Here is a 22,998-nt window from a genome sequence, read left to right as displayed (position 1 = left end):
GCTAAATCGCTCCGGCGCAGTGTCTCACTCTGGTTTTCGCAACAGTGGGAGGGGCGGTTTGTTGCGCGGTCGTATCTAGTAACACCGTGGTGAGTATCGAGTAACGCATTGGTGAGCATCCAGTAACAGTCCGGGGGAGGATTCTGGTGACCGCGTGACTTCAGGGCACGCGGCGTTACCAGAGGAGTCTGATTGTGACTGACTACCGGGCGGTAATGGATCAAGTGCTCAAAGGCTGGTCTGTCCGCCAAATCTGTTCGAGTCTGCGGTGCTCGCACACCACGGTGCAAAAAGCACGCGATGCGCTGGTGGAACACAACATCACAACCCGTGAGCAACTTCGTGGGGTTGCGGATCATGAGCTGGCGGACTGGTTCGTCGACGGGCGCAGCCATGCTCAGGGCGATTTCGTCCCGATCGATTTCGACGCTGTCGCCAAAGCGCGCACCGGGCGCAACAAAGTGACCCTGCAGGTGCTGTGGGGCCGCTACACCGCACAGCCTGCGGGCACAGGCCAGCGGTACTACAGCTACGAGCGGTTTCGCCAACTTGTGGCTCAACACGTTGATGCAGCCGGGCTGACCGCCAGGATCACCCATGCCCCAGGCCATACGATGCAGGTGGACTGGGCAGGCACGAAGATGCGGTTGTTTGACCCCACCGGCGGGCAAGGCTCGAAGGTCAGCATCTTTGTCGCCTCGCTGCCGTATTCGGGCATGGTGTTCGCCTGCGCGTGCGCGGATGAGCGCCAGGACGCGTGGCTTGCAGCCCATATCCGCGCGTTCGAGTACTTCGGCGGGGTTGCCGAGGTCATCGTGCCGGATAATGCCTCAACGGCTTCGAATGTGATCAGTGCCGCGGACAGGAATCGCCGGGTCAACTCCACCTACGAGGAGTTTTTGGAGCACTACAACACCGCCGCGTTGCCGGCTCGGGCGAAACGTCCCAAGGATAAGGCCAGCGTTGAAGCTGCAGTCAAGATTGTCACCCAGAACGTTATCCACGCACTCGATGGCCACCAGTGCGCCGGAATAGACGAGCTCAACGCAAAAATTACCGTCCTAGTCGATGGGATCAACGCTGCCACGCCGTTTCGCGGCAATGCGACGAGCAGGCGCGCATTGTTTGATCAGTTCGAACGCGACGTGCTCACCGCGCTGCCTGAAACACCGTGGCAGCGTACCGAATGGAAACGCGCCAAAGTCGCGCCTAATTTCCACATCAGAGTGCACAACGCGCATTACTCGGTGCCCAACCAGCTGGTGGGCCGCACCGTGGATGTGCGTATCACCGGTGACAGTCTCGCCGTCTTCGACGCCGGGCAGCGTGTGGCCAGACACCAACTCGCGCGTGCCCGCGGGGTGTATGTCACCGACACCGACCACATCCCGGCGAACATAGGTGACACCCGTGGGTTATGGACAAGCGAGTACTTCCTGCGCGAAGCCGCCAAGATCGGGCCGGCCACCCGCCAGGTGATTGCCGAGATCATCGAAGCCAAAGCGATCCCTGCCCAGGCGTACCAAGCGTGCCGCAACGTGCTCAGCATGGGCAAACACACCAACAAGCCAATCCTCGAAGAAGCCTGCAGGCGGTTGGTGTCCACCGACGGCGCCAGGCGTGCTGTGTCGTATACCGCGGTGAAAAACATGATGGCCGCCGTGCGCAAAGACACCTCCACACGACCTACAGGCACTGACCTGCCAACCGATCAATTAACCGGCAGACCCGCTGACGGTGCGCCTGCCCCGTCAGCGCGTGACACCCGCGGCGCCTACCTCGGTGGTGCTGCCCAGTTCAGCCTCGAAAACCTCACCAAGAAAGGATCTGCATAACCCATGCCCCACCCGCAACCAGCATCATCATCCGCCCGCTTCCTCGACGAATCAGTCCTGCCGATCTTTACCGATCTACGCATGACCGCCTTCGGACAAAGCGTCATCGACATCGCCGCCGATCCCGCATTCGACGACTGGAGCTTCTCCGACAAAGTGCTCTACGCACTCGATAAAGAGGTAGCGGCCAAGCGTGAGAGGCGAGTCAACAAACTGCTCAAAGCATCCCGATCGCCAAATCCCGATGCTTGTATCGAAGACATCACCTACACGCCCGGCCGCACCATCAACAAAGAGCAAATCACCCGACTCGCTCACTGCCAATGGTGCCAAAGCGCACAAAACATTGTCATCCTGGGCAAATCCTCCGTCGGCAAAACCTACCTCGCCCAAGCACTACTCACCGCGGCGTGCCGAAACGACTACTCCGCACGCTTCTTCCGCACCGACACACTTGCCAACCACCTCGCCGTGCTCAAACACGACGACCCAGCCCGCATCACATTCCTCGAAGACCTCCACCACACAGACGTGTTAGTCCTCGACGACTTCCTGACCACCCCAATCGATGCCGTCACCGCACACCAACTGCTCAACATCCTCGCAGAGCGCGAACCCCGCGGATCCACCATCGTGACATCCCAGTTCACACCCGACGAGTGGTACAAATCCATCCCCGATGCCGTCATCGCCGAATCCATCCTCAACCGACTCGTCGCCGGCGCCGAAATCATCACACTCGAAGGCACCAACATGCGACTGACCCAATAACCCCCGCTACCAACCTAAACGCCCGGGTGTTACTCGATACTCACCCGGGCGTTACCCGATACTCACCACACCGTTACTAAACACGTGGTCTAAACAGGGCGGTTTTTCAAAGCGGGAGCCGCTTCGGTTCCCGCTGCGTATAGGCTACTTTCGGGCGCTGGCTAGGATGAATTTGGAACTGAATACGCAAGCCCGTGGAACTAAGGATGGAACCGGGCCACATCAGTGGTGGTCAAGGAGTTTTCCGAAACCCCCTGTAACACCCCGTGACCGACATAAATGCTGTTGGCGGGGCATTTTGGTGGCGCGACTGGTTCCCGCGGTGACAGCGAGTTTTCAATTTCGAAGCCCCTCTGAGTCCCACTAGATTTTCACGAGGCACCGTCGCGCGCGTTGCCTCGTTTTCTCATCACCACCAGGGCAACCTCTTATTCCACGAATGCTGCGGTGGCAGCCCCACACGACTGTCCTGCGCCAGATCATGAAATCGACTTGGTAATAAAACCGGTGCCTCATCTTGTCGGCGCGATCCTCGCGTGGGTGCTGCCTAGCCGTCAGGCACTGTGGTCGGCCATCGTGCTTTTAATCCCGCTCATTAGCAGTGCGGCGAGCTCGCAGTAGATGCGCAACTACGTCGCCACACCAGTCATCCGCCTGCGTGATACTCCCCGTGGCGTACTCATCACCTACTTCGCATTGTGTGCAGTCTGGCTGGTGGGACTCATCGCCACTGGCGGCTTCGACCCCTCGGGCAGCTTTGACAGCGCGGGCGCTACCGGCGCAATCGTCGGTGCCGTCGTGGGCGCTGTGGTGGCCGGAGTGACCAGCCATGAATTCAGCAAGAAGCGCCGCCAGCGCGACCAGGCCCGCCTCGACGCAGAGGCCGAGGACTAGCCCCTCCCCCGCCACGAGCACACCCCGCACGCCTTGTTGACCTGCGGGGTTTTGCTATACATAGGCAACCTATATAGTTCTCCTATGCACTCCAACGAGGACCTCCCCGCGCTCGCTGTAGAACTCATCGCGGCCGGAAGCCATTTCACACGCGCCGCGTACCAGGCATCCGGCATGGAGCTTTCAAACGTCTCCATGCGCGCGCTTGCAGCACTCGAGCGCGAGCCGGGGCTCCGGATTGGAGAGCTTGCAGCACGGGAAGGCATCCGCCAGCCCTCCATGAGCCAGGCCATGAAGCGGCTTGTGAACGACGGTTACGCCGCCAGACACACCGCCGACGACGATGCCCGCGCAACAGCGCTGACCATCACCGATGCCGGCCGCGAGGTGCTACGCAGCTACAGGGCAGCAGCAGCCGAGGCGGTGGCCCCTGTGTTCGAGCCGTTGAAGCCGGAGGACGTCGCGACGCTCAAGCGCGCGGCGGAGCTTCTGCCGGAGCTGACCGCAGAGTTGAAACAACGTAAAGGAGGTCGCGAGTGACAGACTCGCCGCACACACCGGAAAACCATTCCATTTTGAAACAGCCCGTAGCGGTATGGGCCCTAGCCTTCGCTTGCGCCGTCTCGTTCATGGGCATCGGGCTGGTGGACCCGATCCTTCCCGCCATCAGCCGCGAACTGGATGCCTCGCCAACGCAAACGATGCTGCTGTTTACCAGCTACCTCCTGATCACGGCGCTGGCGATGTTCTTCAGCGCGTTCATCTCATCGCGTATCGGTGTCAAGACCACGCTCCTGATTGGCCTAGCGCTGATCGTCGTGTTCGCGGCGCTCTCTGGCGCCGCAGGCTCCGTCGACGCAATCATCGGCTTCCGCGCCGGCTGGGGTCTAGGAAATGCACTGTTTATCTCTACGGCGCTGGCGGCCATCGTCGGCGCGGCGGCCGGGCACGCGGGCCAGGCGGTGATCCTGTATGAGGCCGCGATCGGCGTCGGTATGGCCATCGGCCCCCTCGCCGGCGGCGTGCTGGGTGAGATCAGCTGGCGCGCACCCTTCTACGGCACTGCAGTGCTCATGGCGGCCGGCTTTATCGCGATTGCGACGCTGCTGGCCAAGGCACAGCGCAAACCAGAGCCCGTCGCGCTGACGGCGGGGCTCGCAGCAGCCAAGGACCCAGCCCTACTCACTCTCGGTTTGGTGGCGTTTTTCTACAACTTCGGTTTTTTCACCCTGCTCGCCTACTCGCCCTACCCCATTGAGGAAGCTGCAGCGCTGAGCGGGCGCAACTTCGGCGCGACTGAGCTGGGCTACGTCTTCTTCGGCTGGGGCCTGGCGCTGGCTGTCTCTTCGGTGTTCATCGCGCCTCGCCTGACCCGCGCCTTCGGCCTGATTCCGGTGGTGGTGACCGTGCTCCTCGGTTTCAGTGCAGTTCTCGCCGGCCTCGGCTTTGGCGCTCACCGGTTGGGCGTCGTAGTGGTCCTGGTCATTCTCGCGGGTTTCTTCAGTGGCGTTTTCAACACCGTGCTCACTGAAGCCGTCATGGAGGCGACGGAGATGCCGCGCAACGTGGCGTCGTCGAGCTATTCGGGGATGCGCTTCCTCGGCGGCGCTGTGGCGCCAGCTGTATCCGGCCCGCTGGCCGCGTCGCTGGGCGCTGGCGTGCCGTACTGGTTCGGCGCCGCTTCACTCGTGGTCTCGCTGGTGATCCTCTTCGCAGGTCGAAAGACTCTGCATCGCATTCTCTAACGGATTGGTTAAGATACGCCCCATGCGCAAGTCTCTCATCGCCGGCGTCACCGCCGGAGCACTCGTCCTTGCAGGCCTGAACGCACCTTCCGCCACCTCGCAGACCAAGCCGGAAGGCACCGGCATCACCGCAGAAGATGCCGAGGTTCTCCGCAACACCGCGGACGCGTTTGAAAAACTTTCGGCTGAGGGCACCTCATCCAGCAGCGAGGAAGGCTCCTCCAGCAAGACCGACAATAAGAAGAAGGGCCCGCGGAAGCCGGGCGACCCGTCGCCGGACCTGGAGTGGCTGGACCAGGACCCGGAGAACGATCCGCTCTACATCGACCCGGAGAAGAACCCGCTCAAAGAGGTCTCCTCTTCCGACATGTTCTTGGAGTGGACCGACGGCATGGAAGAGGGCGAAGGCAAAGAATTCGTCCAGGCGTGGGCCCGCAACTCCTCCGTCCCGGACACCGCTAACCCGGTCGAGCTGTGGAAGCAGGAGGCCCAAGGCTCCGCGATGATGTCCTCCGGTTTCTTCACCGGCGATTTCGCGCAGTCATCGGCAGGTTCCAGCCAGGCCACCTCGGTGCTGATCCCCGTGTTCTTGGGGATGCTGGTGATCGGCTCGCTGATTGAGCTGGTTATGCGCGGTATTCGCATGGCGCAGCAGTAGCCAAAAGCATTTGCTTATCGACGGCCACAGGGGTGACCTGGGGCCGTCGATACGCATTTGCGGCCCGGTGTAATATACGATGGATTGTAATTATTCATCATGTATTGGAGCCGGTATGCAACACACCACCTCCCTGCGCGTCGCCGCGTGTCTGAGCGCGACGATGCTGCTCGCGGGTTGCGTGACCAATGAGGAGGGCGGCACCCCCGACGGCTGGGAACCGATTGTCCCGGACGCTGTGCCCGAAATCGCGGCAATGGTGCCGCCGGAGGTCGCCGCTGACGGCGTGCTCAACGTGGGCACGAACCCGCCGTTCGCCCCCTTCGAGTTCAAAGACTCGCAAGGCGAGCTCATCGGCGTGGAACTCGACCTCGCCCGCGCCGCAGCAGCGGTCATGGGCATGGATTTCCAGGCCGACGACATGGACTTCGCCATGATCCTGCCCGCCGTGTCCTCGGGCAGCCTCGACGTTGGCGCGTCGGGCTTCACGGACAACGAGGAACGCCGCCAGTCTTTCGACTTTGTCAATTTCCTCTACGCGGGCGTGCAGTGGGCCGCCCAACCAGGCGACGACGTGGACCCGGGCAACGCCTGCGGGCTGACGGTCTCGGTGCAGCGCACCACTGTTTCAGACACCGACGACGTGCGCCCGAAGTCCGAGGCCTGCGTGGCCGCCGGCAAGGACCCGATCACGGTGCTGGCCTTCGACACCGCAGACAACGCCGCCCTCGCGGCGCTGGTGGGTCGCGCCGACGCGTACAGCGCGGACTCCCCTGTCACTGCCTGGGCCGTGGAGCGCTCCGACGGCGTGCTGGAGATGGTCGGCGAGATGTTCGACGCAGCCCCCTACGGCTTCGCGGTGCCGAAGGGCTCGCCGCTGGCCGACGCGATGGCGGCGGCGATGCAGCACCTCATCGACACCGGCGACTACGAGCGGATTCTGAAGCAGTGGAACATCGACACCGGCCTTTTGGACCAGGCCCTGATTAACGAACAACCTCTGGGAGGACAGTGAGCATGAGCACCCCCTATTCCAAGTACGCGGCGAGCCAGAAAGAGCGCACCCGCCCCGAGCGCATCCAGGCCAAGCCGCTGCGCCACCCGGGCCGCTGGGCGCTGGCCGCCCTACTCGTGGTCCTGGTGCTCTGGTTCGTCATCGGCGCCGCGCGTAACGACGCCTACGGCTGGGACACGTACTTCGCCTACCTGCTGGACACCCGCATCGCCACCGCGGCACTGCACACCATCGCGATTACGGTGCTGGCCATGCTCCTCGGCGTGGTCGGCGGCGTGCTGCTCGCCGTGATGCGCATGAGCCCGAACCCGGTGTTCAAGACCGTCGGCTGGATCTTCCTCTGGATCTTCCGCGGCACCCCGGTCTACGTCCAGCTGATGTTCTGGGGTCTGATCGGCGCGATCTACGACACGATCAACCTCGGTTTCACCGAGATCCCGCTGGACCCGTTCACCTCGTCGGCCTTCGCGCTCGCCGTTGTCGGCCTGGGTCTGAACGAGGCCGCGTACATGGCCGAGATCGTCCGCTCCGGAATCTCCGCTGTCCCGGAGGGCCAGGTGGAGGCCTCCAAGGCGCTGGGCATGAGCTGGGGCCAGACCATGCGACGCACGGTGCTGCCGCAGGCCATGCGCATCATCATCCCGCCCACCGGCAACGAGTTCATCTCACTGTTGAAGACCTCCTCGCTCGTGGTGGCCATCCCCTACTCGCTGGAGCTCTACGGCCGTTCCATGGACATCGCCGCCGCCCTGTTCGAGCCGGTGCCGATGCTCTTGGTCGCCGCCACCTGGTACCTGGTGATCACCTCGCTGCTCATGGTGGCGCAGCACTACCTGGAGCGCTACTTCGACCGGGGTGCCACCCGCCAGCTCACCGCCCGCCAGCTGGCCAGCCTGGCCGACGCCGAGGGCACCATCCCCAACAACGTTGAAATCGTGGAAGAACCGCAAAAGAAGGGGCAGCGCTAATGACCGTCAAACAGAAGCCAATGATTCAGGCCGTGGACGTGTGGAAGTCCTTCGGCAACCTCGACGTGCTCAAGGGCATCGACCTGGAGGTCTACCCCGGTGAGGTTGCCTGCCTGATCGGCCCGTCCGGCTCCGGCAAGTCCACCCTGCTGCGCTGCGTGAACCACCTGGAGAAGGTAAACGCCGGCCGCCTCTACGTCGACGGCGAGCTGATCGGCTATCACGATCGCGACGGCGTGCTGCACGAGATGAGCGAGAAGGACGCCGCCAAGCAGCGCCGCGACATCGGCATGGTGTTCCAGAACTTCAACCTCTTCGGTCACCGCACGGTCCTGGACAACATCATCGAGGCCCCCGTGCACGTCAAGGGCCAGCCGGCGGACCAGGCAAAGGCCCGCGCGATGGAGCTGCTGGAGATGGTCGGCCTGGGCACCAAGGCCGACGCCTACCCCATCCAGCTCTCCGGCGGCCAGCAGCAGCGCGTGGCCATCGCGCGCGCGGTGGCCATGGATCCGAAGCTCATGCTTTTCGACGAACCCACGTCCGCCCTCGACCCCGAACTCGTCGGCGAAGTGCTGCGCGTGATGCGCGAGCTGGCGGAGCAGGGCATGACCATGCTGGTGGTGACCCACGAGCTGGCGTTCGCCCGCGAGGTGGCCGACAAGGTCGCGTTCATGGACGGCGGCCAGATCATCGAGTACGGCACCCCGGAGCAGGTGCTGGACAACCCGCAGCACGAGCGCACCAAGGCGTTCGTGTCCACCCTGTTCTAGGCGCGCATTTTTGTACGAATCGACATTTTGCCCATTTGGTCGGAAACTGACCTGGGCAAACGCAAATCAGCTGTCGATTCGTACAAAAACTTAGGTCAAAAGCCCGCGCACGAGGGCCGTCACCCCGCCGGCGAAAGCTAAACCCAGCGCTATTTTGTGCGCGGTTGTAGACGGCACCCGGGGCGCCAGCCGCTTGCCCGCGCCAATGCCTACCGCCAAAGCGGCCAGCGTGGCGACCCACAGCGCAGGCTCGATGCCCGTCACGTCGGCGGCACCGGCGACCACCTTCACCGTGAAGGACAGCGTGCCGGCAACCAAAAAGATCGGCTGCAGCGTGGCGGCGTAGACCCGCTGCGGCCAACGGGCAGCTTCCGCGTACACCGTGATCGCAGGCCCTGCCACCCCGGCCAGGGTGTTCATGAACCCGCCGATCACACCGGACGCGGCCGCTGGCACCACCCCTTCGACCCGGGGCACGTAGCGCTTGCCCAGCGTGACCACCGAGAGCGCGAGCAGCAGCAGCGCCCCGACCAGCACGAGCAGCACGTTGGTCGGCGCGTTCGCCACCACCCAAGTCCCCGGGACCACGCCGAAGACGAGCGCGAGCGCGATCGGGGCGAACTTTTTCCAGTCCACGTCTGCGCGCATGCCCCAGGTGTTGGTCGCCGCGTTGATGACGGCGAGGAGGTTGACCAGCAGGATGCCGTCGACAGGCCCGAGCAACAGCGACAGTACAGGGGCGGCGATCAGCCCCACGCCCATGCCGGAGATGCGCTGCAGGCACGCGCCCACCGCGACGGCAACGCCGACGCCCAAAGCGACAAGCACTAGCGGTACTTCTCCGCCATCGCCTCGCGCACAGAATCCGGCACCAAGCCGGTGACGTCGCCGCCGTACTTGGCTACTTCCTTGGTCAGCGAGGACGAAATGTAGCCGTATTTTTCGTCCGTGAGCAGGAAGTAAGTGTCCACCCCGGTCAGGCGGCGATTCATCTGCGCCATGGGCAGCTCGTACTCGTAGTCCAACGAAGAACGCAAGCCCTTAACCAGGGCGGTGATGTGGTGGGCGGAGGTGTAGTCCACAAGCAGCCCGCCCCAGCTGTCCACGCGGACGTTGGGCAGGTGCGCGATCACCTCGCGGATCAGCTCGACGCGCTCGTCGATGGAAAACAGCCCCGAGGTCTTTGTCGGGTTGCCGGTGACCAGGACCACCACCTCGTCGAAGTGCCGCGAAGCGCGGGTGACAATGTCCAGATGGCCGTTCGTGATCGGATCGAACGAGCCTGGGCACACTGCGGTAGTCATTTATTCCTCCACCTCTGCTTCCGGGTCCGTGTACACGGCCATGTCCATGCGCGCGATGCCGTACAGGCGCTTCTTCAGCTTCTGGCCGGTCGGGGTGAACTCCTGTGGCCAGGCCGTTTCGGGGCTTTCGCGGTGGCGCTCGACGACGACCACGGCGCCGTCGTGAAGCGTTGGCTTCAGCGCCTCCACCATCTCCGCGACGGCTTCATCCGCGAGCTCGTACGGCGGGTCCGCGAGCACGATGTCGAAGTGGTTGCGCGGCGCGCGGGCGAGGTAGGTCGACGCTTTCACCGGCTCGATGGTCACGTTGGGGTGGCCGACCACACCGGCGTTGTACTCGATGACGCGCACGGCCTCCGGGTTGTTTTCCACCAGCACCACCTCGGCGGCGCCGCGCGAGGCAGCCTCCAACCCCAGCGCGCCGGAGCCGGCGAACAGGTCGAGAACGTTCATGTCCACGAACCCGAAGCGGACCTGCAGGGAGGAAAACAGGCCCTCGCGAGCCCGGTCCGAGGTGGGACGTGTGCCCTCTGGCGGCACCTTGATCTTGCGGCCGCGGGCCTCGCCGGAAATGATGCGGTTCATGGCCACAACTCTAACGCCCTAGCTCTTGTCCAAGTATTCGAAGTCCTCCGGAATGAAATCCGCGGTGGCGGCACGGGCGAACTCGAGGTTGTCCGCCACCAGGCGCGCGGCGTCGTCGTATGCGCGGCGCACCAGCTCGAAGTCCTCCACCAGGTTGAGCAGCTTCAGCGTGCGGTGCATGCCGGACTGCTGGGTGCCCAGTACGTCGCCCTCGCGGCGGTTGAGCAGGTCCAGCTCCGCCAGCGCGAAGCCGTCCGTGGTGGACGCGACCTGGCTCACGCGCTCAAACGACGGGGTCCCCTCCTTCGCCAGCGTGTGGAACAGGCACAGCGACTGGTTGCCGCCGCGGCCAACGCGGCCGCGCAGCTGGTGCAGCTGGGAGACGCCGAAGTGCTCGGACTCGCGCACCATCATCACCGTCGCGTTGGGCACGTCCACGCCGACCTCGATTACCGTGGTGGCCACCAGCACGTCCACCCCGCCGGCGGCGAAGTCCGCCATGACGGTGTCTTTCTCCTCGCCCTTCATCCGGCCGTGCAAAAACGCGACGTTCAAGCCCTCGAACTCCGTGGACGCGAGTTCGGCGAAGACCTCGAGCACGCCGCCTTCGCCGTCGATGCGCGGGCAGACCACGTACGCCTGGTGGCCGGCGGCGACCTCCTCGCGGATCTTCTCCCAGGCGCGCGCCACCCAGCGCGGCTTGAACTGTGGCACCACCGCGGACTGGATGGGTTTTCGCCCGCCGGGCAGCTCGCGCAGGGTGGACACGGTCAAGTCGCCGAAGACGGTCATGGCGATGGTGCGCGGGATCGGCGTCGCCGTCATCACCAGCAGGTGCGGGGTTTCATCCCCCGCCTTGGCGCGCAACGCGTCGCGCTGCTCCACCCCGAAGCGGTGCTGCTCGTCCACCACCACAAGCCCGAGGCGGAAAAACTCCACCCCATCCTGGATCAGCGCGTGGGTGCCCACCACGATGTCGGCCTCGCCGGTGACGATCTTCAGCAGCGCGTCCTGCTTCTGCGCCGCCGTCATGGACCCGGTCAGCGCCACCACGCGGGTGGGCAGACCCGCATTCATCAGCACCTTCGTCATGGAGCGGGCGTGCTGCAGCACCAGCACTTCGGTGGGCGCGAGGAAGGCGCACTGCGCGCCGTTGTCCACGGCCTGGAGCATGGCAATCAGCGCCACAATGGTCTTGCCGGAACCGACCTCTCCCTGCAGCAGCCGGCTCATGGGCACGGTGCGCGCCATATCGCGGGTGATCTCCGCGACCACCTCGTCCTGGCCGGAGGTCAGCGGGAACGGCAAGCGCTGCACCAGCAGGTCCTCATCGCGGCCCACGACCCGCGGCAGCGCTTCGGCGCTGCGGGCCTCCGCGTCGGCGCGCCGCACGCCCATGGCCAGGGCAACGGACAGCGCCTCGTCGTACTTCAGCCGCTCCAGCGCACGGGCGGGTCCCGGCGGGCCCGGCTCGTGGATCTGGTGGACAGCCGAGTTCAGGGGCAAGAATCCTATTGGGGTGAAGCCGAGAGGCTCGTCGATAGGCGGAAGTTCTTTGAGCACCGCATGCACCGCGCCCATGATGGTCCAGGTGCTGACGTTTTTCACCGCCGGGTAGATGGGCAGCCACTCACGCCCGCTCATGATTTGCTCGATGTCGCCGAAGTGGCCGAGCTGTTTCAGCGCGCCGGTGGCCTGCGTGGGGCCGTCCAGAAGCACGAAGTCCGGGTGCGACAGCTGCGGCTGGTTGCGGAACACGTCGTACTTGCCGGTCAGCATCACCCGCCGGCCTTCTTTGAGCACGCGCTGGGCGTAGTGGGAGCCGAAGAAGGCGGCCAAAAACACCTGGCGCCCGTCGTCCACGTGCACCTTGTAAATGGGCCGCTTCGGCTGTTTCTTGGACGTGAACTGCTCGGTGCCCACGACCGTGCCGATGACGTTGAGCGTGTCGCCCGGTTTCACCCCGGCGAGGTCGGCGCCGGTGCCGTAGTGCAGGTAGCGCCGCGGGTAGTAGCGCAGCAGCTCGCCGCAGGTGTGGATGTCGAGGTGCTTGCCTATCGCCTTGGCCTGTTTCAGCGGAATGACCAGGTTGAGCGGGCGCGTGTCCTCGAAACCCAGCATCTACTCCACCCCAATCTCCGCGCAGGCTTGCAGTCCGTCCGCAGGATAGACCATCACGTCGACACCAAGTTTGCCCGCGAGCTCCTCCAACGCGTCCGCGCGCAACTCGTTCGGGTCGAACAGGATGCTCACCTGTTCCCCGCCGTGCTCGAGCAGGCGGCGGCAGGCGCGCTCCACGGCCTCCATCGGCTCGTCGGCAATGAGCATGTGCTCGCCGCGTGAGGTGACCACCACGTCGCCCCTCGCAACAGCCCCGCCCAAGGTCAGCGCACCCTTCTCGGCGCGGAACGCGAGCGCCGTGCGCATCTCGCCGGCCGCCTCGGACATGGCGAAGGCGGCGGTGGCCAACGGCTGCGCCGGGTCGTGCACGGACAGCGCCGCGATACCGGAGACCAGCCGCACCGTGGGCAGGATGGTGATGGACTGCTCCACCGCGCGCGCCGCGTTCTCCACTTCCGCGAGCTCGCTGTTGCTCAGCTGCCCGTTCGGCAGCACGATCACCTCGTTGCTGCCGGAGCGGGTGATTGCGTCGAGCATGTCCGCCGCCACGTTCGGCCCCGGCACCACCGTCACCGCGCCGGATGCGGCGTACAGGCTGGTCACAGACCCCGGCGGGGTCACCGCGATGATCAGGCGTTCCGGCGCGCCGGCCGCCACGGCGCTCGTGAGCACCTCCAGGCGCAGGTCAGCTACCTCGCCTAACGCAAATGCAGCCTCGATAACCGTGCCGGCGTCGCGGGAGTGGATGTGCACCGTGGCCTCGCCGTCGTTCAGCGGCGCGACAATCAGGCTGTCGCCCAGCCCCGCCAGCTCGCCTTTCAGCGCCTCCAAGTCCCCGCGGAAGCTGAACATCACTTCCAGCTCGCCCTGGGTGCCGTGGGTTTCGGGCTTTTGCCTATCGACGTCCTCCGGTTCCCGCTCACCTTCCCCCTCAACCGTCAGCGTGTTCAGCACCGCCACCAGGCCCGCCCCACCGGCGTCGACGACTCCGGCCTCGCGCAGCGCCGGCAGCTGGTTCTGCGTGAGCTGCAGGGCGTCTTCGGCGGCGGCGGTGGCGGCGGCAGCGACGTCGGCAAGCGGGAGGTGCGCGTTGGGTCGTGCGGCGTCGGCCGCGGCGCTCAGCACCGTGATGATGGTGCCCTCGACCGGCTCCGCGATAGCGCGGTCCACGAACCCGACGGCGTTGGTGAGCGCGACGGCAAGCATCTCGCCTTCCGTCGCCCCGTAGCTGGCAGCCTGGGCGAGGCCACGCAGGATCTGGGAGAGCACGACCCCGGAGTTCCCGCGCGCACCGCGCACCGCGCCGACGGCCAGCGCCTCGGCGACCTCGGTCAAGCCCGCGCCGTCTTCCAGCTCCGAGGCGGCCTCGACCGCAGCAGCCATCGTGTGCGCCATGTTGGAGCCGGTGTCCCCGTCCGGAACCGGGAACACGTTGAGCTCGTTGATCTCCGCGCGCTTGCGCTCCAGCTCGCTTAAGGCGCGGCGGGACCATGCGAGCAGGCGTGCGCCGTTAGAAAGCGGAGATGCAGACATGCTGAGAGAGTTTACAGGTTCTGCTTAGAGTGCCCAGTTGACCGGCTGGGCACCCATTTTCTCCAGCTCCTGATTCGCCCGCGAGAACGGCCGGGAGCCGAAGAAACCGCGGGAGGCGGACAGCGGCGAGGGGTGCGGCGACTCGATGCGCGGGGTGCCGCCCAGACACTTCGCGGCCGTCTGCGCGTCGCGGCCCCACAGGATGGCCACCAGCGGCGTGCCGCGGGCCACCAGCGCCTCAACCGCCGCCTGCGTCACGGCCTCCCAGCCCTTGCCGCGGTGCGACGCCGGGGCGCCCGGGCGCACGGTGAGCACCCTGTTCAGCAGCAAAATCCCCTGCTTCGACCAGGAGCTCAAGTCCCCGTCCTTGCGCGGCGGGACGCCAAGATCGGCCTCAAGCTCCTTGTAGATGTTCACCAGCGAACGCGGCGCCGCGACACCGGGCTGGGTGGAAAACGCCAGACCCATCGGGTGCCCCGGCGTCGGGTACGGATCCTGGCCCAGGATGAGCACGCGCACGTCCTCAAACGGGTCCGCGAACGCGCGCAGGATGTCGTTGCCGCGCGGCAGGTACTCGCCTTCTGCGCGCAGGAAGTCGCCCATGGCGTGGATCTGGTCTTCCACAGGCGCCAGCGGCGCTTGCCAGGATTCGTGCACGGGCAACATCAGAAGCTCTCCCATCCTGTGTCGGTGGCGGGCGCGGAGCCGTCGATACGCACGCCTTGTTTCCTGGATACCGCACCGATGGAGCGGAAGCCCACCGGCGCGGAGCCTTCGATGGTGCCGATGAGCGTGTGGTCCTCGCCGCCGCCGAGCACCCACTCCCACGGGTCCACGCCGAGCAGCTCGCCCGCCTCCACCAGCAGCCGGTCGGGGGCGAGAGCGTTGGACGCAAAGTCGATACCCACTCCGGATGCCTCCGCAAGCTGGGTGATGTCCCGGATCAGCCCATCCGAGTTATCCGTCATCGAGCACGCCCCCGCAGCGCGCGCCACCACGCCGCGGCCCGGGGTCAGCTCCGGCACCTGGTGCGCGGCGACCAGTGGCTCGAGCTGCGCCGGGACGTCCACGCCCGCCTGCAGCAGCGCCAGACCCGCCGCGGAGTACCCGATGCGCCCGTGCGCGATCACGCGGTGACCCGGGCGAGCTCCGTCCAGCGTCAGCGGCGGGCGGTTGCCGCCGAGCGCTCCCATGGCGGTGACGGACACGACCAGGTAGTCGCCGCCCGTGACATCGCCGCCGACGAGCTCGCAGGCGTAGTCCGACGCCATGTCGCCCACCCCGCGCGCGAGCTCCTCCAGCACTTTCGCCGGGGTATCCGGGTGCGCGGAGACCGCCATCAACGCCGCGATCGGACGCGCGCCCATTGCCTCGATGTCCGCGAAGTTCTGCAGCGCCGCTTTGCGCCCCAGCAGGTAGGGCGTGGTGGTCTTGGCGGTAAAGTGGCGGCCCTGCACGAGCATGTCGGTGCTGGCCACCACGCGGGAGTTCGGCGCCGCTTGGGTGAGCACCGCGGCGTCGTCGCCGTTGAGCGCGGACGGCGCCTGGGCGCGGATCAGCGCGATGACTTCGCGCTCGCCGAGCTCGCCCAGTGTCGGCCCATCGGTGGGAAAGTCTGTCTCGATCACGTCTGCGCGCACCCTTTCACTAGACTCAGCCGCCATGGGTTCCACGGCGCATGATGCTCAATTTAACCGCACCACCATCTACGTCAGTCTTGGGCTGGCGGTGGCGCTGGTGCTCGGCGTGCTCGTCGGCGCGCGCGTGTTCTTCAACCGCGTGGCGTTGCAGCCGGTGGCGATGACGCAGCTTCCCGCGCCCGAGGCGTCTTCCTCAGAGTGCACATCGCTTATCGACGCCCTCCCGTCCACCCTCGCCGACCTCAAACGCGCCGAACTGGCCGAGCCCGCCCCCGAAGGCGCCGCCGCGTGGCAGGCCTCCTCCACCGAGCGCATCACCCTGCGCTGCGGCGTGGACGCGCCCGCGCAGTACACCCCGTATTCGCAGCCCGAGGACGTCGACGGCGCGCGCTGGCTGCGCGTCAACGACGCCACCCCGGGATCCACCCTTGCCACCTGGTTCACGGTGGACCGCTCCCCCGTCCTCGCCGTCACCGCCGACACGCAGCAGCTTCGCGACGGCACCGCCCCCGTCGCCGGCATCGACACCTCCGCGTTGACCGGCCCAGCCCCTGAGCAGCACCCCGCGCCGCTCGCGGACCTCGCCGCTGGTGGCGGCGCTGGCGCTGCTTCCTGCAACAGCCTGCTCGCCGCGGCCCCCGACTCCATCGCCGACGGCTACACCCGCGTCGACGCCGTGAGCGAGCAGACCGTGGCCTGGTCCGCCGAAGGCCAAGACGCGATCGTGCTGCGCTGCGGCGTCGCCGCCCCGGAGAACTACGGCCCGGGCGCGCGCCTGGACCAGGTCAACGGCGTGCCGTGGTTCGAGGACGTGAAGCTGGCCAACGGCACCACCGCTTCCACCTGGTACGCGATGGGCCGCGACGTCCAGGTGGCCGCGTCGCTGCCGCAGGCGGAGAGCAACGAGGCGATCACGAACCTGACCAACCTCGTCGCCGAGCACACCGGGCAGGCCTAGGCCCGCACCCCCTACCGCAGCGCGGTGCGGATCAGCGTGCTCAGCAGCTCCGGGTAGTCCACGCCCGTGGCGGCCCACACCTGCGGGTACATGGAGATGGCGGTGAAGCCGGGCATGGTGTTGATCTCGTTGAGCACCGGCCCGTTGTCGGTGACGAAGAAGTCCACGCGCGCCAGCGACTTGCAGTCCAACGCCCGAAAGCAGGTCACCGCCATGTCCTGCAGCTGGGCGATCAGCTCGTCCGAGTACGGCGCCGGGATGGTGGCAGTCACACCTTCTTCGAGGTACTTGGTCTCAAAGCCGTAGAAGCCCTCCGCGGAGTCCTCGGTGCCGTTGAGCTTGGCAGGCACGGACGCGGCGACGGTGCCGTCGGGGCGCTCCAGCACCCCGACTTCCACCTCGTCGCCGACCAGCTCAGCCTCGACGATGACCTTGCCGTCGGACTCCAGCGCCAGCGACACCGCCGCCGGCAGCGCCTCCCAGCTGGTCACCTTGGACACGCCGATGGAGGACCCGCCGTTGGCCGGCTTCACAAACACCGGCAACCCCAGGTGCGAACGCTCTGCCTCGGTGAGCTCGCGCGCGCCGTCCAAGATCACCTCGCGCGTGACCGGGATCCCGGCAGCCACCACCAACTTTTTGGTGTACTCCTTGTCCATCCCGCACGCGGACGCCAGCACGCCCGGGCCGACGTACGGCACCCCGGCCAGCTCGAGCAGGCCTTGGACTGTGCCGTCCTCGCCATACTTGCCGTGGAGCACCGGGAAGACGGCATCGACGGTGGTGATGGGCTCGCCGGAGGTGACATCGTAAAGCAATCCCTTGCGCTGCGGGTTCAAGGAGAGCGCAACTTCGCGCCCATGCTTGACGACGGGAAGCTCCGCCCCCTCCGCCGGATTCGTCACACCCTCAACCCACACGCCTTCCTGCGTGATGCCGATGGGAAACACCTCGTAGTCTGCGGGCATGTGGGACATGACCGAGTCGGCGGAGATGCAGGAAATCGAGTGCTCGGTGGACATGCCACCGTACAAAACAGCTATGCGGATCACGGGGAGCTAGCCTACCGGGCGCTACTCCGCTTTCTTGCTGCGACCCATCAGCGCGGCGATGACGTCGGCGACTTTCATGCCTTCGTGGCATACCGAGTACACGCCCTGGGTGATCGGCATCTCCACGGAGTGCTTCTCCGCGAGCTGGAAGATGCTGCGCGAGGACACCACCCCCTCCGCGACCTGGCCCTTGGTGGCGGCGCGGGCCTCGTCCATGCTCGCACCTTCCCCGAGCGCGGCGCCGAAGGTGCGGTTGCGCGACAGCGGCGAGGCGCAGGTGGCCACCAAATCGCCCATGCCCGCAAGGCCGGCGAAGGTGCGCGCGTCCGCGCCAAGCGCCGCGCCCAATCGGGTGATTTCCGCCAGGCCGCGGGTGATCAGGGTGGCCAAGGTGTTGTCCCCCAGGCCTTGCCCGGCCGCCATGCCGCAGGCGAGTGCGATGACGTTTTTGGTCGCGCCGCCGATCTCGCAGCCCACCACGTCGGTGTTGGTGTACGGCCGCAGGTAGGTGGTGGCGCACGCGGCTTGGACGAGCTTGGCGCGGTTTTCGTCGGCGCAGGCGATCACGGTGGCGGCCGGCTGTTCCTCGGCGACCTCGCGCGAGAGGTTCGGCCCGGACAGCACCGCGATGCGTTCGCTTTCCGCCCCGGTGACTTCCGCGATGATCTCGCTCATGCGCATGTGCGTGCCGGATTCCACGCCTTTGGAGATGGAGACCAAGGTGGCGTCGCCGGGCAAGTCCGGCGCCCAGCGGGTGAGGTTGTCGCGCATGGTCTGGCTGGGCACGCCGAAGACGGCGATCGCCGCGTTCTCTAGGGCTTCGGCGGCGTTCGAGGTGGCCTGGATGGCCGCCGGCAGCTCGATTCCGGGCAGGTACTCGGGGTTTTCCCGCGTGTTTTGGATTGTGCGGGCGAGCTCTTCGCGCCGCGCCCACAGGCTCACGGGGTTGCCCCCGTCCGCGAACACCTTGGCGAGGGTGGTCCCCCAGGAACCGGCGCCCAGTACTGCCACGTTGACCATCAGTGCGTCCTCCCAGCGTTTTTCAACCGCTTCAACGTACCACCCCTCCCGGACCCTGACCGGACCTAGCGCGCCCGCCGAGTCTGCGACACAATGGAACGTATGCCAAATGACGACCGCCAACTGCACGAGCAGGACAAGGACACGCGCGGTGAAATGTTCCTCACCGGGCGCCTGCAGCAAATCCCCAACCACCCGCAAAGCGAGTTCAAGCGCACCACGCTTGCCGCCGGAGCGGTGCTGTGGCGCGGCGACCTGAACAACCCCGACTCGCTGGAGGTGGCGTGCATCCACCGCCCGCACTACGACGACTGGTCTTTGGCCAAGGGCAAGCTGGACCCGGACGAGTCCCTGGTGCAGACCGCGGTGCGCGAGATCAAGGAAGAAACCGGCTTCGACGTGCGCCTGGGCAAGCTTTTGGGCAAGACCGTCTACCCGGTGAAGAAGACCACCAAGGTGGTCTACTACTGGACCGGTGAGGTCACCGAAGGCGAGTTCGAGCCCAACGACGAGGTGGACGAGATCCGCTGGCTGTCTATCGACGACGCCTGCGCGCTGATGACCTACGACCTGGACCGCCAGGTGCTGCGCAAGGCACAGAAGCGCTTCGGCACCCCGGCGGACGCGCGCGTTTTGTACGTGCGCCACGCCCACGCGCACGAGCGCGAGAAGTGGTCCGGCGACGACAACTTGCGCCCGCTGGACAAGAAGGGCCGCCGCCAGTCCGAGATGCTGGTCCCGCTGCTCAGCGCGTTTTCTCCTGAGCGGATCTACTCCGCCGCACCGGAGCGCTGCCAGACCACCGTCGCCCCGCTTGCGGACGAGCTAGGCATCGACGTGGCCGTAGACGAGCGCTTCGGCGACGGGGCGTGGCTGTCCGACATGGTCGGCGCGCAGCGTGCCTTCACCGAGGTGATCGAGCAGGGCGGCACCTCCGTGGTCTGCGCCCAGGGCGATGTCATCCCCGGCATGATCGCCTGGCTGTCTGCGCAGGGCACTCTGCCCATCGACACGGAGATCCACGCGAAGAAGGGCTCCGTGTGGGTGTTGAGCTTCCACGGCGGCCAGCTCACCGGAGCCGACTACGTCCCGTCCGCACTGCCGGTGCTGTAGCTGAAAAAGAAAGGAACGGATTCTACTTATGACTTCCCCCACCCCCACCGCATTCCCGCCGGTGACGCAGGAACGCATCGCCTCCACGCTGGAAGGCATGGACCTGAAGTACTTCCGCGAAGACGGCGGCGAGGTCCGCACCGCGTTTCCCGGCCTGGTGGTCTTCTTCGAGGTCGAACGCGAGGGATTCAAGGCAACGTCTAGGTGGATGGCGGTTGTGGATCAACCGGAGGACGTCGAGAAGCTTCGCGAGTTCGCGAACGTGATGAACCGCACCCTGCCGCTGGTGCGCGTGCACCCGGTGCAGCGCGAGGACGGCACCGCCATCGCGATCATGGAGGCGCCGTTCTTCTCCGGCGACGGCTTCGCCGACTCCCAGCTGCGCGAGATGTGCGAGTACTTCTTCTCCGCCATCCACCACGTGGCCGGCGAGCTGCGCGCGACCTTCCCGGGCCGCGAAGAATCCTTCAACGACGGCGCTAAGGAGGCGTAACACCCATGAGCAACGACACCCTGAAGCCCCTGTCCATCCAGCGCGTCAAGGACGTCTTTGCCAAGCAGGGCTGGCAGTACGACGAGGCGAGCGAGTTTGCCATCCGCACCGGCTTCGCGCGCATCGGCCTGGAAATCGCGCACATCGCCCCGAACATCAACGTGATTTCTTCGGTCGCGGTGGATTCCATCGGCGCGGATCGCTACGAGGACATCCGCAACTGGGCCGAGCAGTACAACTACACCAAGGCCTACCCCACCGTCACCGCGCTCAAAGACGAGGAGCGCGGGGTGACTGCCCTAGGCGTGGCCTACAGCCTGCCCGGCCACTGGGAGTACACGGACAACCAGTTCGAGTCCCACATCCTCACCGGCATCCAGGGCGTGGTGGCCGCCTCGCGCGACTTCCTCACCGAGTTCGCGCCGGAGGTCACCCAGCGCCTCGACGAGGAAGCGGCGCAGGACTAGCGCTTACCGCACGGCCGGCTTGAACGCCGGCCGTTTCGCTTCGAAGGCCTCGATCGCGTCTTCGTCGCGAAGCGTCAGCCCGATGTCATCGAGGCCTTCCATGAGGCGCCAACGGGTGTAGTCGTCCACCTCGAAGACGAACGTGTTGTCGCCGACGGTGACCGTGCGGTCTTCCAGCGACACGGTGGCGGTCTCACCCGGGTGCTGTTCCAAGTGCTTCCAGATCAGCTCGATGTCGCTTTCCGGCAGGTTCGCGGCCAACAGCCCGGCCTTGCCGGAGTTGCCGCGGAAGATGTCGGCGAAGCGCGGGCTGAACACGACGCGGAAGCCGTAGTCCATCAGCGCCCACACGGCGTGCTCGCGCGAGGAGCCGGTGCCGAAATCGGGCCCTGCGAACAACACGGAGCCGTTGGCGTAAGCGTCCTGGTTGAGCACGAACCCGGGTTCGCTTTCGCGCCAGTTGGAAAACAGGCCGTCCTCGAAGCCGGTGCGGGAGACGCGCTTGAGGTAGCGCGCCGGAATGATCTGGTCGGTGTCCACGTTCGAGCGCGTCAGCGGCACGGCGACACCGGTGTGGGTGGTGAATTTCTCCATCGGGGTGCTCCTTTACAGGTCTGTGGGGCTTGCGAGGTGGCCGGTGACAGCGGTCGCCGCAGCGACCAGCGGGGAGACAAGGTGGGTGCGCCCGCCGGGGCCTTGCCGTCCCTCGAAGTTGCGGTTGCTTGTCGACGCACTCCGCTCCCCCGGTTTCAGTTGATCCGGGTTCATGCCCAGGCACATCGAGCACCCGGCAGTGCGCCACTCGGCGCCGAAGTCCGTGAAGATCTTGTCCAGGCCTTCCTCCTCCGCCTGCTGCTTGACCAACGTGGAGCTGGGCACGACCAGCATGCGGGTGTTGCCCGCGATAGTGCGGCCCTTGACCACCTCGGCGGCGGCGCGCAGGTCCTCTATGCGGGCGTTGGTGCACGAGCCCAGGAATACGGTGTCGATGGCGATGTCGCGCAGCGGCGTGCCTGGGGTGAGGTCCATGTAGTTCAGGGCCTTGGCGGCGGCCTGCTTGGAGGTCTCGTCGGTGAAGTCCTCCGGGTCCGGCACGTTTTCGCCCAACGGCAGGCCCTGGCCGGGGTTGGTGCCCCAGGTGACAAACGGGGTAAGCGACGCGCCGTCGATCTCCACCACGGTGTCGAATGTGGCACCCGCGTCGGTGGGCAGTGTCTTCCAGTACTCCACCGCGGCGTCCCAGTCCGCGCCCTTTGGTGCGTACTCGCGGCCTTCGACGTAATCGAAGGTCTTCTGGTCGGGTGCGACCATGCCGGCGCGCGCGCCTGCCTCGATGGACATGTTGCAGATGGTCATGCGCGCTTCCATGGACATCTTCTCGATGGCCTCGCCGCGGTACTCGATGATGTGGCCCTGGCCGCCGCCGGTGCCGATCTTGGCGATAATCGCCAGGATCAGATCCTTCGCGGTCACGCCCTCCTGCAGCTCGCCGGTGACCTCGATGGCCATGGTCTTGAAGGGTTTCAGCGGCAGGGTCTGGGTGGCCATGACGTGCTCCACCTCGGAGGTGCCGATGCCCATGGCAATCGAGCCGAACGCGCCGTGGGTGGAGGTGTGCGAGTCGCCGCAGACGATGGTCATGCCCGGCTGGGTGATGCCCAGCTGCGGGCCGACGGTGTGCACGATGCCCTGCTTGACGTCGCCCATCGGGTGCAGGGTTACGCCGAACTCCTCGCAGTTCTCGCGCAGCGTGGCAACCTGGGTGCGCGAGGTCGGCTCCGCGATCTCGAGCAGTTGGCCGGAGACGATCCCCTCGGTGGGCACGTTGTGGTCCTCGGTGGCCAGGTGCAGCTCCGGGTGGCGCATCGTGCGCCCGGCCAAGCGCAGCCCCTCGAACGCCTGCGGCGAGGTGACCTCGTGCAGAAGCTGGAAATCGATGAAGATGAGGTCGGGCTCGCCGTTTTCGCCCTGCTTGACCACGTGGTCGCGCCACACCTTCTCCGCCAACGTCAACGGTGTATCCGCCATAGCAAACTCCTTCGCGTTTCCTCCC

The 22,998-nt window shown here is 66.0% G+C and carries 24 protein-coding genes; 13 read left to right on the top strand and 11 right to left on the bottom strand.

Going from position 1 to position 22,998, the window contains the following annotated elements; genetic code table 11:
• Positions 1-194 precede the first annotated feature (194 nt).
• The 9 genes from istA (at position 195) to H0193_RS02000 (ending at position 8,659) form a co-directional block, all read left to right on the top strand.
• Positions 195-1,835, top strand: a complete 1,641-nt coding sequence (gene istA, locus H0193_RS02040) for an IS21 family transposase (RefSeq protein WP_181888337.1) — start codon at positions 195-197, stop codon at positions 1,833-1,835.
• A 3-nt stretch (positions 1,836-1,838) separates the two neighbouring features.
• Positions 1,839-2,606 carry an ATP-binding protein gene (locus tag H0193_RS02035; protein WP_202032079.1) on the top strand — a complete coding sequence of 256 codons (768 nt, stop codon included), beginning with the start codon at positions 1,839-1,841 and terminating at the stop codon, positions 2,604-2,606.
• Positions 2,607-3,227: 621 nt separating this feature from the next.
• Entirely contained in the window at positions 3,228-3,500 is a 273-nt protein-coding gene (locus H0193_RS02030; protein ID WP_181888336.1) for a hypothetical protein, read from the top strand.
• A gap of 84 nt (positions 3,501-3,584) precedes the next feature.
• Positions 3,585-4,040 carry a MarR family winged helix-turn-helix transcriptional regulator gene (locus H0193_RS02025; protein ID WP_181888335.1) on the top strand — a complete coding sequence of 152 codons (456 nt, stop codon included), beginning with the start codon at positions 3,585-3,587 and terminating at the stop codon, positions 4,038-4,040.
• A 35-nt stretch (positions 4,041-4,075) separates the two neighbouring features.
• Positions 4,076-5,245: an MFS transporter gene (locus H0193_RS02020; protein ID WP_202032078.1), complete on the top strand. Its 1,170-nt coding sequence runs from the start codon at positions 4,076-4,078 to the stop codon at positions 5,243-5,245.
• Positions 5,246-5,267: 22 nt separating this feature from the next.
• Positions 5,268-5,903, top strand: a complete 636-nt coding sequence (locus tag H0193_RS02015) for a hypothetical protein (protein WP_181888334.1) — start codon at positions 5,268-5,270, stop codon at positions 5,901-5,903.
• Positions 5,904-6,018: 115 nt separating this feature from the next.
• Entirely contained in the window at positions 6,019-6,918 is a 900-nt protein-coding gene (locus H0193_RS02010; RefSeq protein WP_181888333.1) for an ABC transporter substrate-binding protein, read from the top strand.
• A 2-nt stretch (positions 6,919-6,920) separates the two neighbouring features.
• Entirely contained in the window at positions 6,921-7,886 is a 966-nt protein-coding gene (locus H0193_RS02005; RefSeq protein ID WP_181888332.1) for an amino acid ABC transporter permease, read from the top strand.
• The gene (locus tag H0193_RS02000; RefSeq protein WP_272899111.1) at positions 7,886-8,659 is read left to right on the top strand and encodes an amino acid ABC transporter ATP-binding protein; all 774 of its coding nucleotides are present in this window, start codon (positions 7,886-7,888) and stop codon (positions 8,657-8,659) included. The genes H0193_RS02005 and H0193_RS02000 overlap by 1 nt, the downstream gene beginning before the upstream one ends.
• Before the next feature lie 90 nt (positions 8,660-8,749).
• Here H0193_RS02000 and H0193_RS01995 read toward each other — a convergent pair whose 3' ends face one another.
• Genes H0193_RS01995 through H0193_RS01965 form a run of 7 tightly spaced genes read right to left on the bottom strand, consistent with a single transcriptional unit; the run spans position 8,750 to position 15,866 of the window.
• Positions 8,750-9,487 carry a TSUP family transporter gene (locus H0193_RS01995; protein ID WP_181888331.1) on the bottom strand — a complete coding sequence of 246 codons (738 nt, stop codon included), beginning with the start codon at positions 9,485-9,487 and terminating at the stop codon, positions 8,750-8,752.
• Positions 9,487-9,963, bottom strand: coding sequence for a pantetheine-phosphate adenylyltransferase (gene coaD, locus H0193_RS01990; RefSeq protein ID WP_181888330.1), 477 nt, complete (start codon positions 9,961-9,963; stop codon positions 9,487-9,489). The genes H0193_RS01995 and coaD overlap by 1 nt, the downstream gene beginning before the upstream one ends.
• Entirely contained in the window at positions 9,964-10,548 is a 585-nt protein-coding gene (gene rsmD, locus H0193_RS01985) for a 16S rRNA (guanine(966)-N(2))-methyltransferase RsmD (RefSeq protein ID WP_181888329.1), read from the bottom strand. It abuts the gene before it with no gap.
• 18 nt (positions 10,549-10,566) lie between these two features.
• Positions 10,567-12,669: an ATP-dependent DNA helicase RecG gene (locus H0193_RS01980; RefSeq protein WP_181888328.1), complete on the bottom strand. Its 2,103-nt coding sequence runs from the start codon at positions 12,667-12,669 to the stop codon at positions 10,567-10,569.
• Positions 12,670-14,202, bottom strand: coding sequence for a DAK2 domain-containing protein (locus H0193_RS01975; protein ID WP_181888327.1), 1,533 nt, complete (start codon positions 14,200-14,202; stop codon positions 12,670-12,672). It abuts the gene before it with no gap.
• A 24-nt stretch (positions 14,203-14,226) separates the two neighbouring features.
• A complete protein-coding gene (locus H0193_RS01970; RefSeq protein WP_236883399.1) occupies positions 14,227-14,868 on the bottom strand; it encodes a uracil-DNA glycosylase in 642 nt (213 codons plus the stop codon).
• On the bottom strand, positions 14,868-15,866 hold the full coding sequence (locus H0193_RS01965; protein ID WP_181888325.1) for a thiamine-phosphate kinase: 999 nt from the start codon (positions 15,864-15,866) through the stop codon (positions 14,868-14,870). The genes H0193_RS01970 and H0193_RS01965 overlap by 1 nt, the downstream gene beginning before the upstream one ends.
• On the opposite strand from H0193_RS01965, the gene H0193_RS01960 reads away from it, so the two are divergent.
• Positions 15,865-16,800, top strand: a complete 936-nt coding sequence (locus H0193_RS01960) for a DUF3515 domain-containing protein (protein ID WP_181888324.1) — start codon at positions 15,865-15,867, stop codon at positions 16,798-16,800. The two genes, H0193_RS01965 and H0193_RS01960, sit on opposite strands and share 2 nt — an antisense overlap.
• 11 nt (positions 16,801-16,811) lie before the next feature.
• On the opposite strand, the gene H0193_RS01955 is transcribed toward H0193_RS01960, so the two are convergent.
• Together H0193_RS01955 and H0193_RS01950 are read right to left on the bottom strand one after the other, a co-directional pair.
• Positions 16,812-17,852 (bottom strand): D-alanine--D-alanine ligase, encoded by a 1,041-nt coding sequence (locus H0193_RS01955; protein WP_181888323.1) that lies wholly within the window; start codon positions 17,850-17,852, stop codon positions 16,812-16,814.
• 21 nt (positions 17,853-17,873) lie between these two features.
• Positions 17,874-18,872 carry an NAD(P)H-dependent glycerol-3-phosphate dehydrogenase gene (locus H0193_RS01950; RefSeq protein WP_181888322.1) on the bottom strand — a complete coding sequence of 333 codons (999 nt, stop codon included), beginning with the start codon at positions 18,870-18,872 and terminating at the stop codon, positions 17,874-17,876.
• 102 nt (positions 18,873-18,974) lie between these two features.
• Between H0193_RS01950 and H0193_RS01945 the strand changes: the two genes are divergently transcribed.
• The 3 genes from H0193_RS01945 to H0193_RS01935 are packed head-to-tail and all read left to right on the top strand — an operon-like array spanning position 18,975 to position 20,945.
• Entirely contained in the window at positions 18,975-19,985 is a 1,011-nt protein-coding gene (locus H0193_RS01945; RefSeq protein ID WP_181888321.1) for an NUDIX hydrolase, read from the top strand.
• Between the two features lie 28 nt (positions 19,986-20,013).
• Positions 20,014-20,478, top strand: coding sequence for a YbjN domain-containing protein (locus tag H0193_RS01940; RefSeq protein WP_181888320.1), 465 nt, complete (start codon positions 20,014-20,016; stop codon positions 20,476-20,478).
• A 5-nt stretch (positions 20,479-20,483) separates the two neighbouring features.
• Positions 20,484-20,945, top strand: a complete 462-nt coding sequence (locus tag H0193_RS01935) for a hypothetical protein (protein ID WP_181888319.1) — start codon at positions 20,484-20,486, stop codon at positions 20,943-20,945.
• A gap of 3 nt (positions 20,946-20,948) precedes the next feature.
• Here the strand turns inward: H0193_RS01935 and leuD are convergent, their stop codons facing one another.
• Together leuD and leuC are read right to left on the bottom strand one after the other, a co-directional pair.
• Entirely contained in the window at positions 20,949-21,539 is a 591-nt protein-coding gene (leuD, locus tag H0193_RS01930; RefSeq protein ID WP_181888318.1) for a 3-isopropylmalate dehydratase small subunit, read from the bottom strand.
• Positions 21,540-21,551: 12 nt separating this feature from the next.
• Positions 21,552-22,973 (bottom strand): 3-isopropylmalate dehydratase large subunit, encoded by a 1,422-nt coding sequence (gene leuC, locus H0193_RS01925; protein WP_181888317.1) that lies wholly within the window; start codon positions 22,971-22,973, stop codon positions 21,552-21,554.
• Between the last annotated feature and the right edge of the window lie 25 nt (positions 22,974-22,998).

It is taken from the genome of Corynebacterium haematomassiliense (genome assembly GCF_013978595.1).
Lineage (GTDB): Bacteria > Actinomycetota > Actinomycetes > Mycobacteriales > Mycobacteriaceae > Corynebacterium > Corynebacterium lehmanniae.
This window is presented reverse-complemented; position numbering and strand designations above follow the sequence as displayed.

Bases quoted from the DNA above. Each gene is read 5' to 3' on its own strand.
- H0193_RS01945 (WP_181888321.1), top strand. From the start codon at position 18,975: ATGCCAAATGACGACCGCCAACTGCACGAGCAGGACAAGGACACGCGC.
- leuC (WP_181888317.1), bottom strand. From the start codon at position 22,973: ATGGCGGATACACCGTTGACGTTGGCGGAGAAGGTGTGGCGCGACCAC.
- H0193_RS02035 (WP_202032079.1), top strand. From the start codon at position 1,839: ATGCCCCACCCGCAACCAGCATCATCATCCGCCCGCTTCCTCGACGAA.
- leuD (WP_181888318.1), bottom strand. From the start codon at position 21,539: ATGGAGAAATTCACCACCCACACCGGTGTCGCCGTGCCGCTGACGCGC.
- coaD (WP_181888330.1), bottom strand. From the start codon at position 9,963: ATGACTACCGCAGTGTGCCCAGGCTCGTTCGATCCGATCACGAACGGC.
- H0193_RS02000 (WP_272899111.1), top strand. From the start codon at position 7,886: ATGACCGTCAAACAGAAGCCAATGATTCAGGCCGTGGACGTGTGGAAG.
- H0193_RS01970 (WP_236883399.1), bottom strand. From the start codon at position 14,868: ATGTTGCCCGTGCACGAATCCTGGCAAGCGCCGCTGGCGCCTGTGGAA.
- H0193_RS02005 (WP_181888332.1), top strand. From the start codon at position 6,921: ATGAGCACCCCCTATTCCAAGTACGCGGCGAGCCAGAAAGAGCGCACC.
- H0193_RS02025 (WP_181888335.1), top strand. From the start codon at position 3,585: ATGCACTCCAACGAGGACCTCCCCGCGCTCGCTGTAGAACTCATCGCG.
- H0193_RS02015 (WP_181888334.1), top strand. From the start codon at position 5,268: ATGCGCAAGTCTCTCATCGCCGGCGTCACCGCCGGAGCACTCGTCCTT.
- H0193_RS02010 (WP_181888333.1), top strand. From the start codon at position 6,019: ATGCAACACACCACCTCCCTGCGCGTCGCCGCGTGTCTGAGCGCGACG.
- H0193_RS01940 (WP_181888320.1), top strand. From the start codon at position 20,014: ATGACTTCCCCCACCCCCACCGCATTCCCGCCGGTGACGCAGGAACGC.
- H0193_RS02030 (WP_181888336.1), top strand. From the start codon at position 3,228: ATGCGCAACTACGTCGCCACACCAGTCATCCGCCTGCGTGATACTCCC.
- H0193_RS01950 (WP_181888322.1), bottom strand. From the start codon at position 18,872: ATGGTCAACGTGGCAGTACTGGGCGCCGGTTCCTGGGGGACCACCCTC.
- H0193_RS01935 (WP_181888319.1), top strand. From the start codon at position 20,484: ATGAGCAACGACACCCTGAAGCCCCTGTCCATCCAGCGCGTCAAGGAC.
- H0193_RS01975 (WP_181888327.1), bottom strand. From the start codon at position 14,202: ATGTCTGCATCTCCGCTTTCTAACGGCGCACGCCTGCTCGCATGGTCC.
- H0193_RS01980 (WP_181888328.1), bottom strand. From the start codon at position 12,669: ATGCTGGGTTTCGAGGACACGCGCCCGCTCAACCTGGTCATTCCGCTG.
- H0193_RS01960 (WP_181888324.1), top strand. From the start codon at position 15,865: ATGGGTTCCACGGCGCATGATGCTCAATTTAACCGCACCACCATCTAC.
- rsmD (WP_181888329.1), bottom strand. From the start codon at position 10,548: ATGAACCGCATCATTTCCGGCGAGGCCCGCGGCCGCAAGATCAAGGTG.
- H0193_RS01965 (WP_181888325.1), bottom strand. From the start codon at position 15,866: ATGGCGGCTGAGTCTAGTGAAAGGGTGCGCGCAGACGTGATCGAGACA.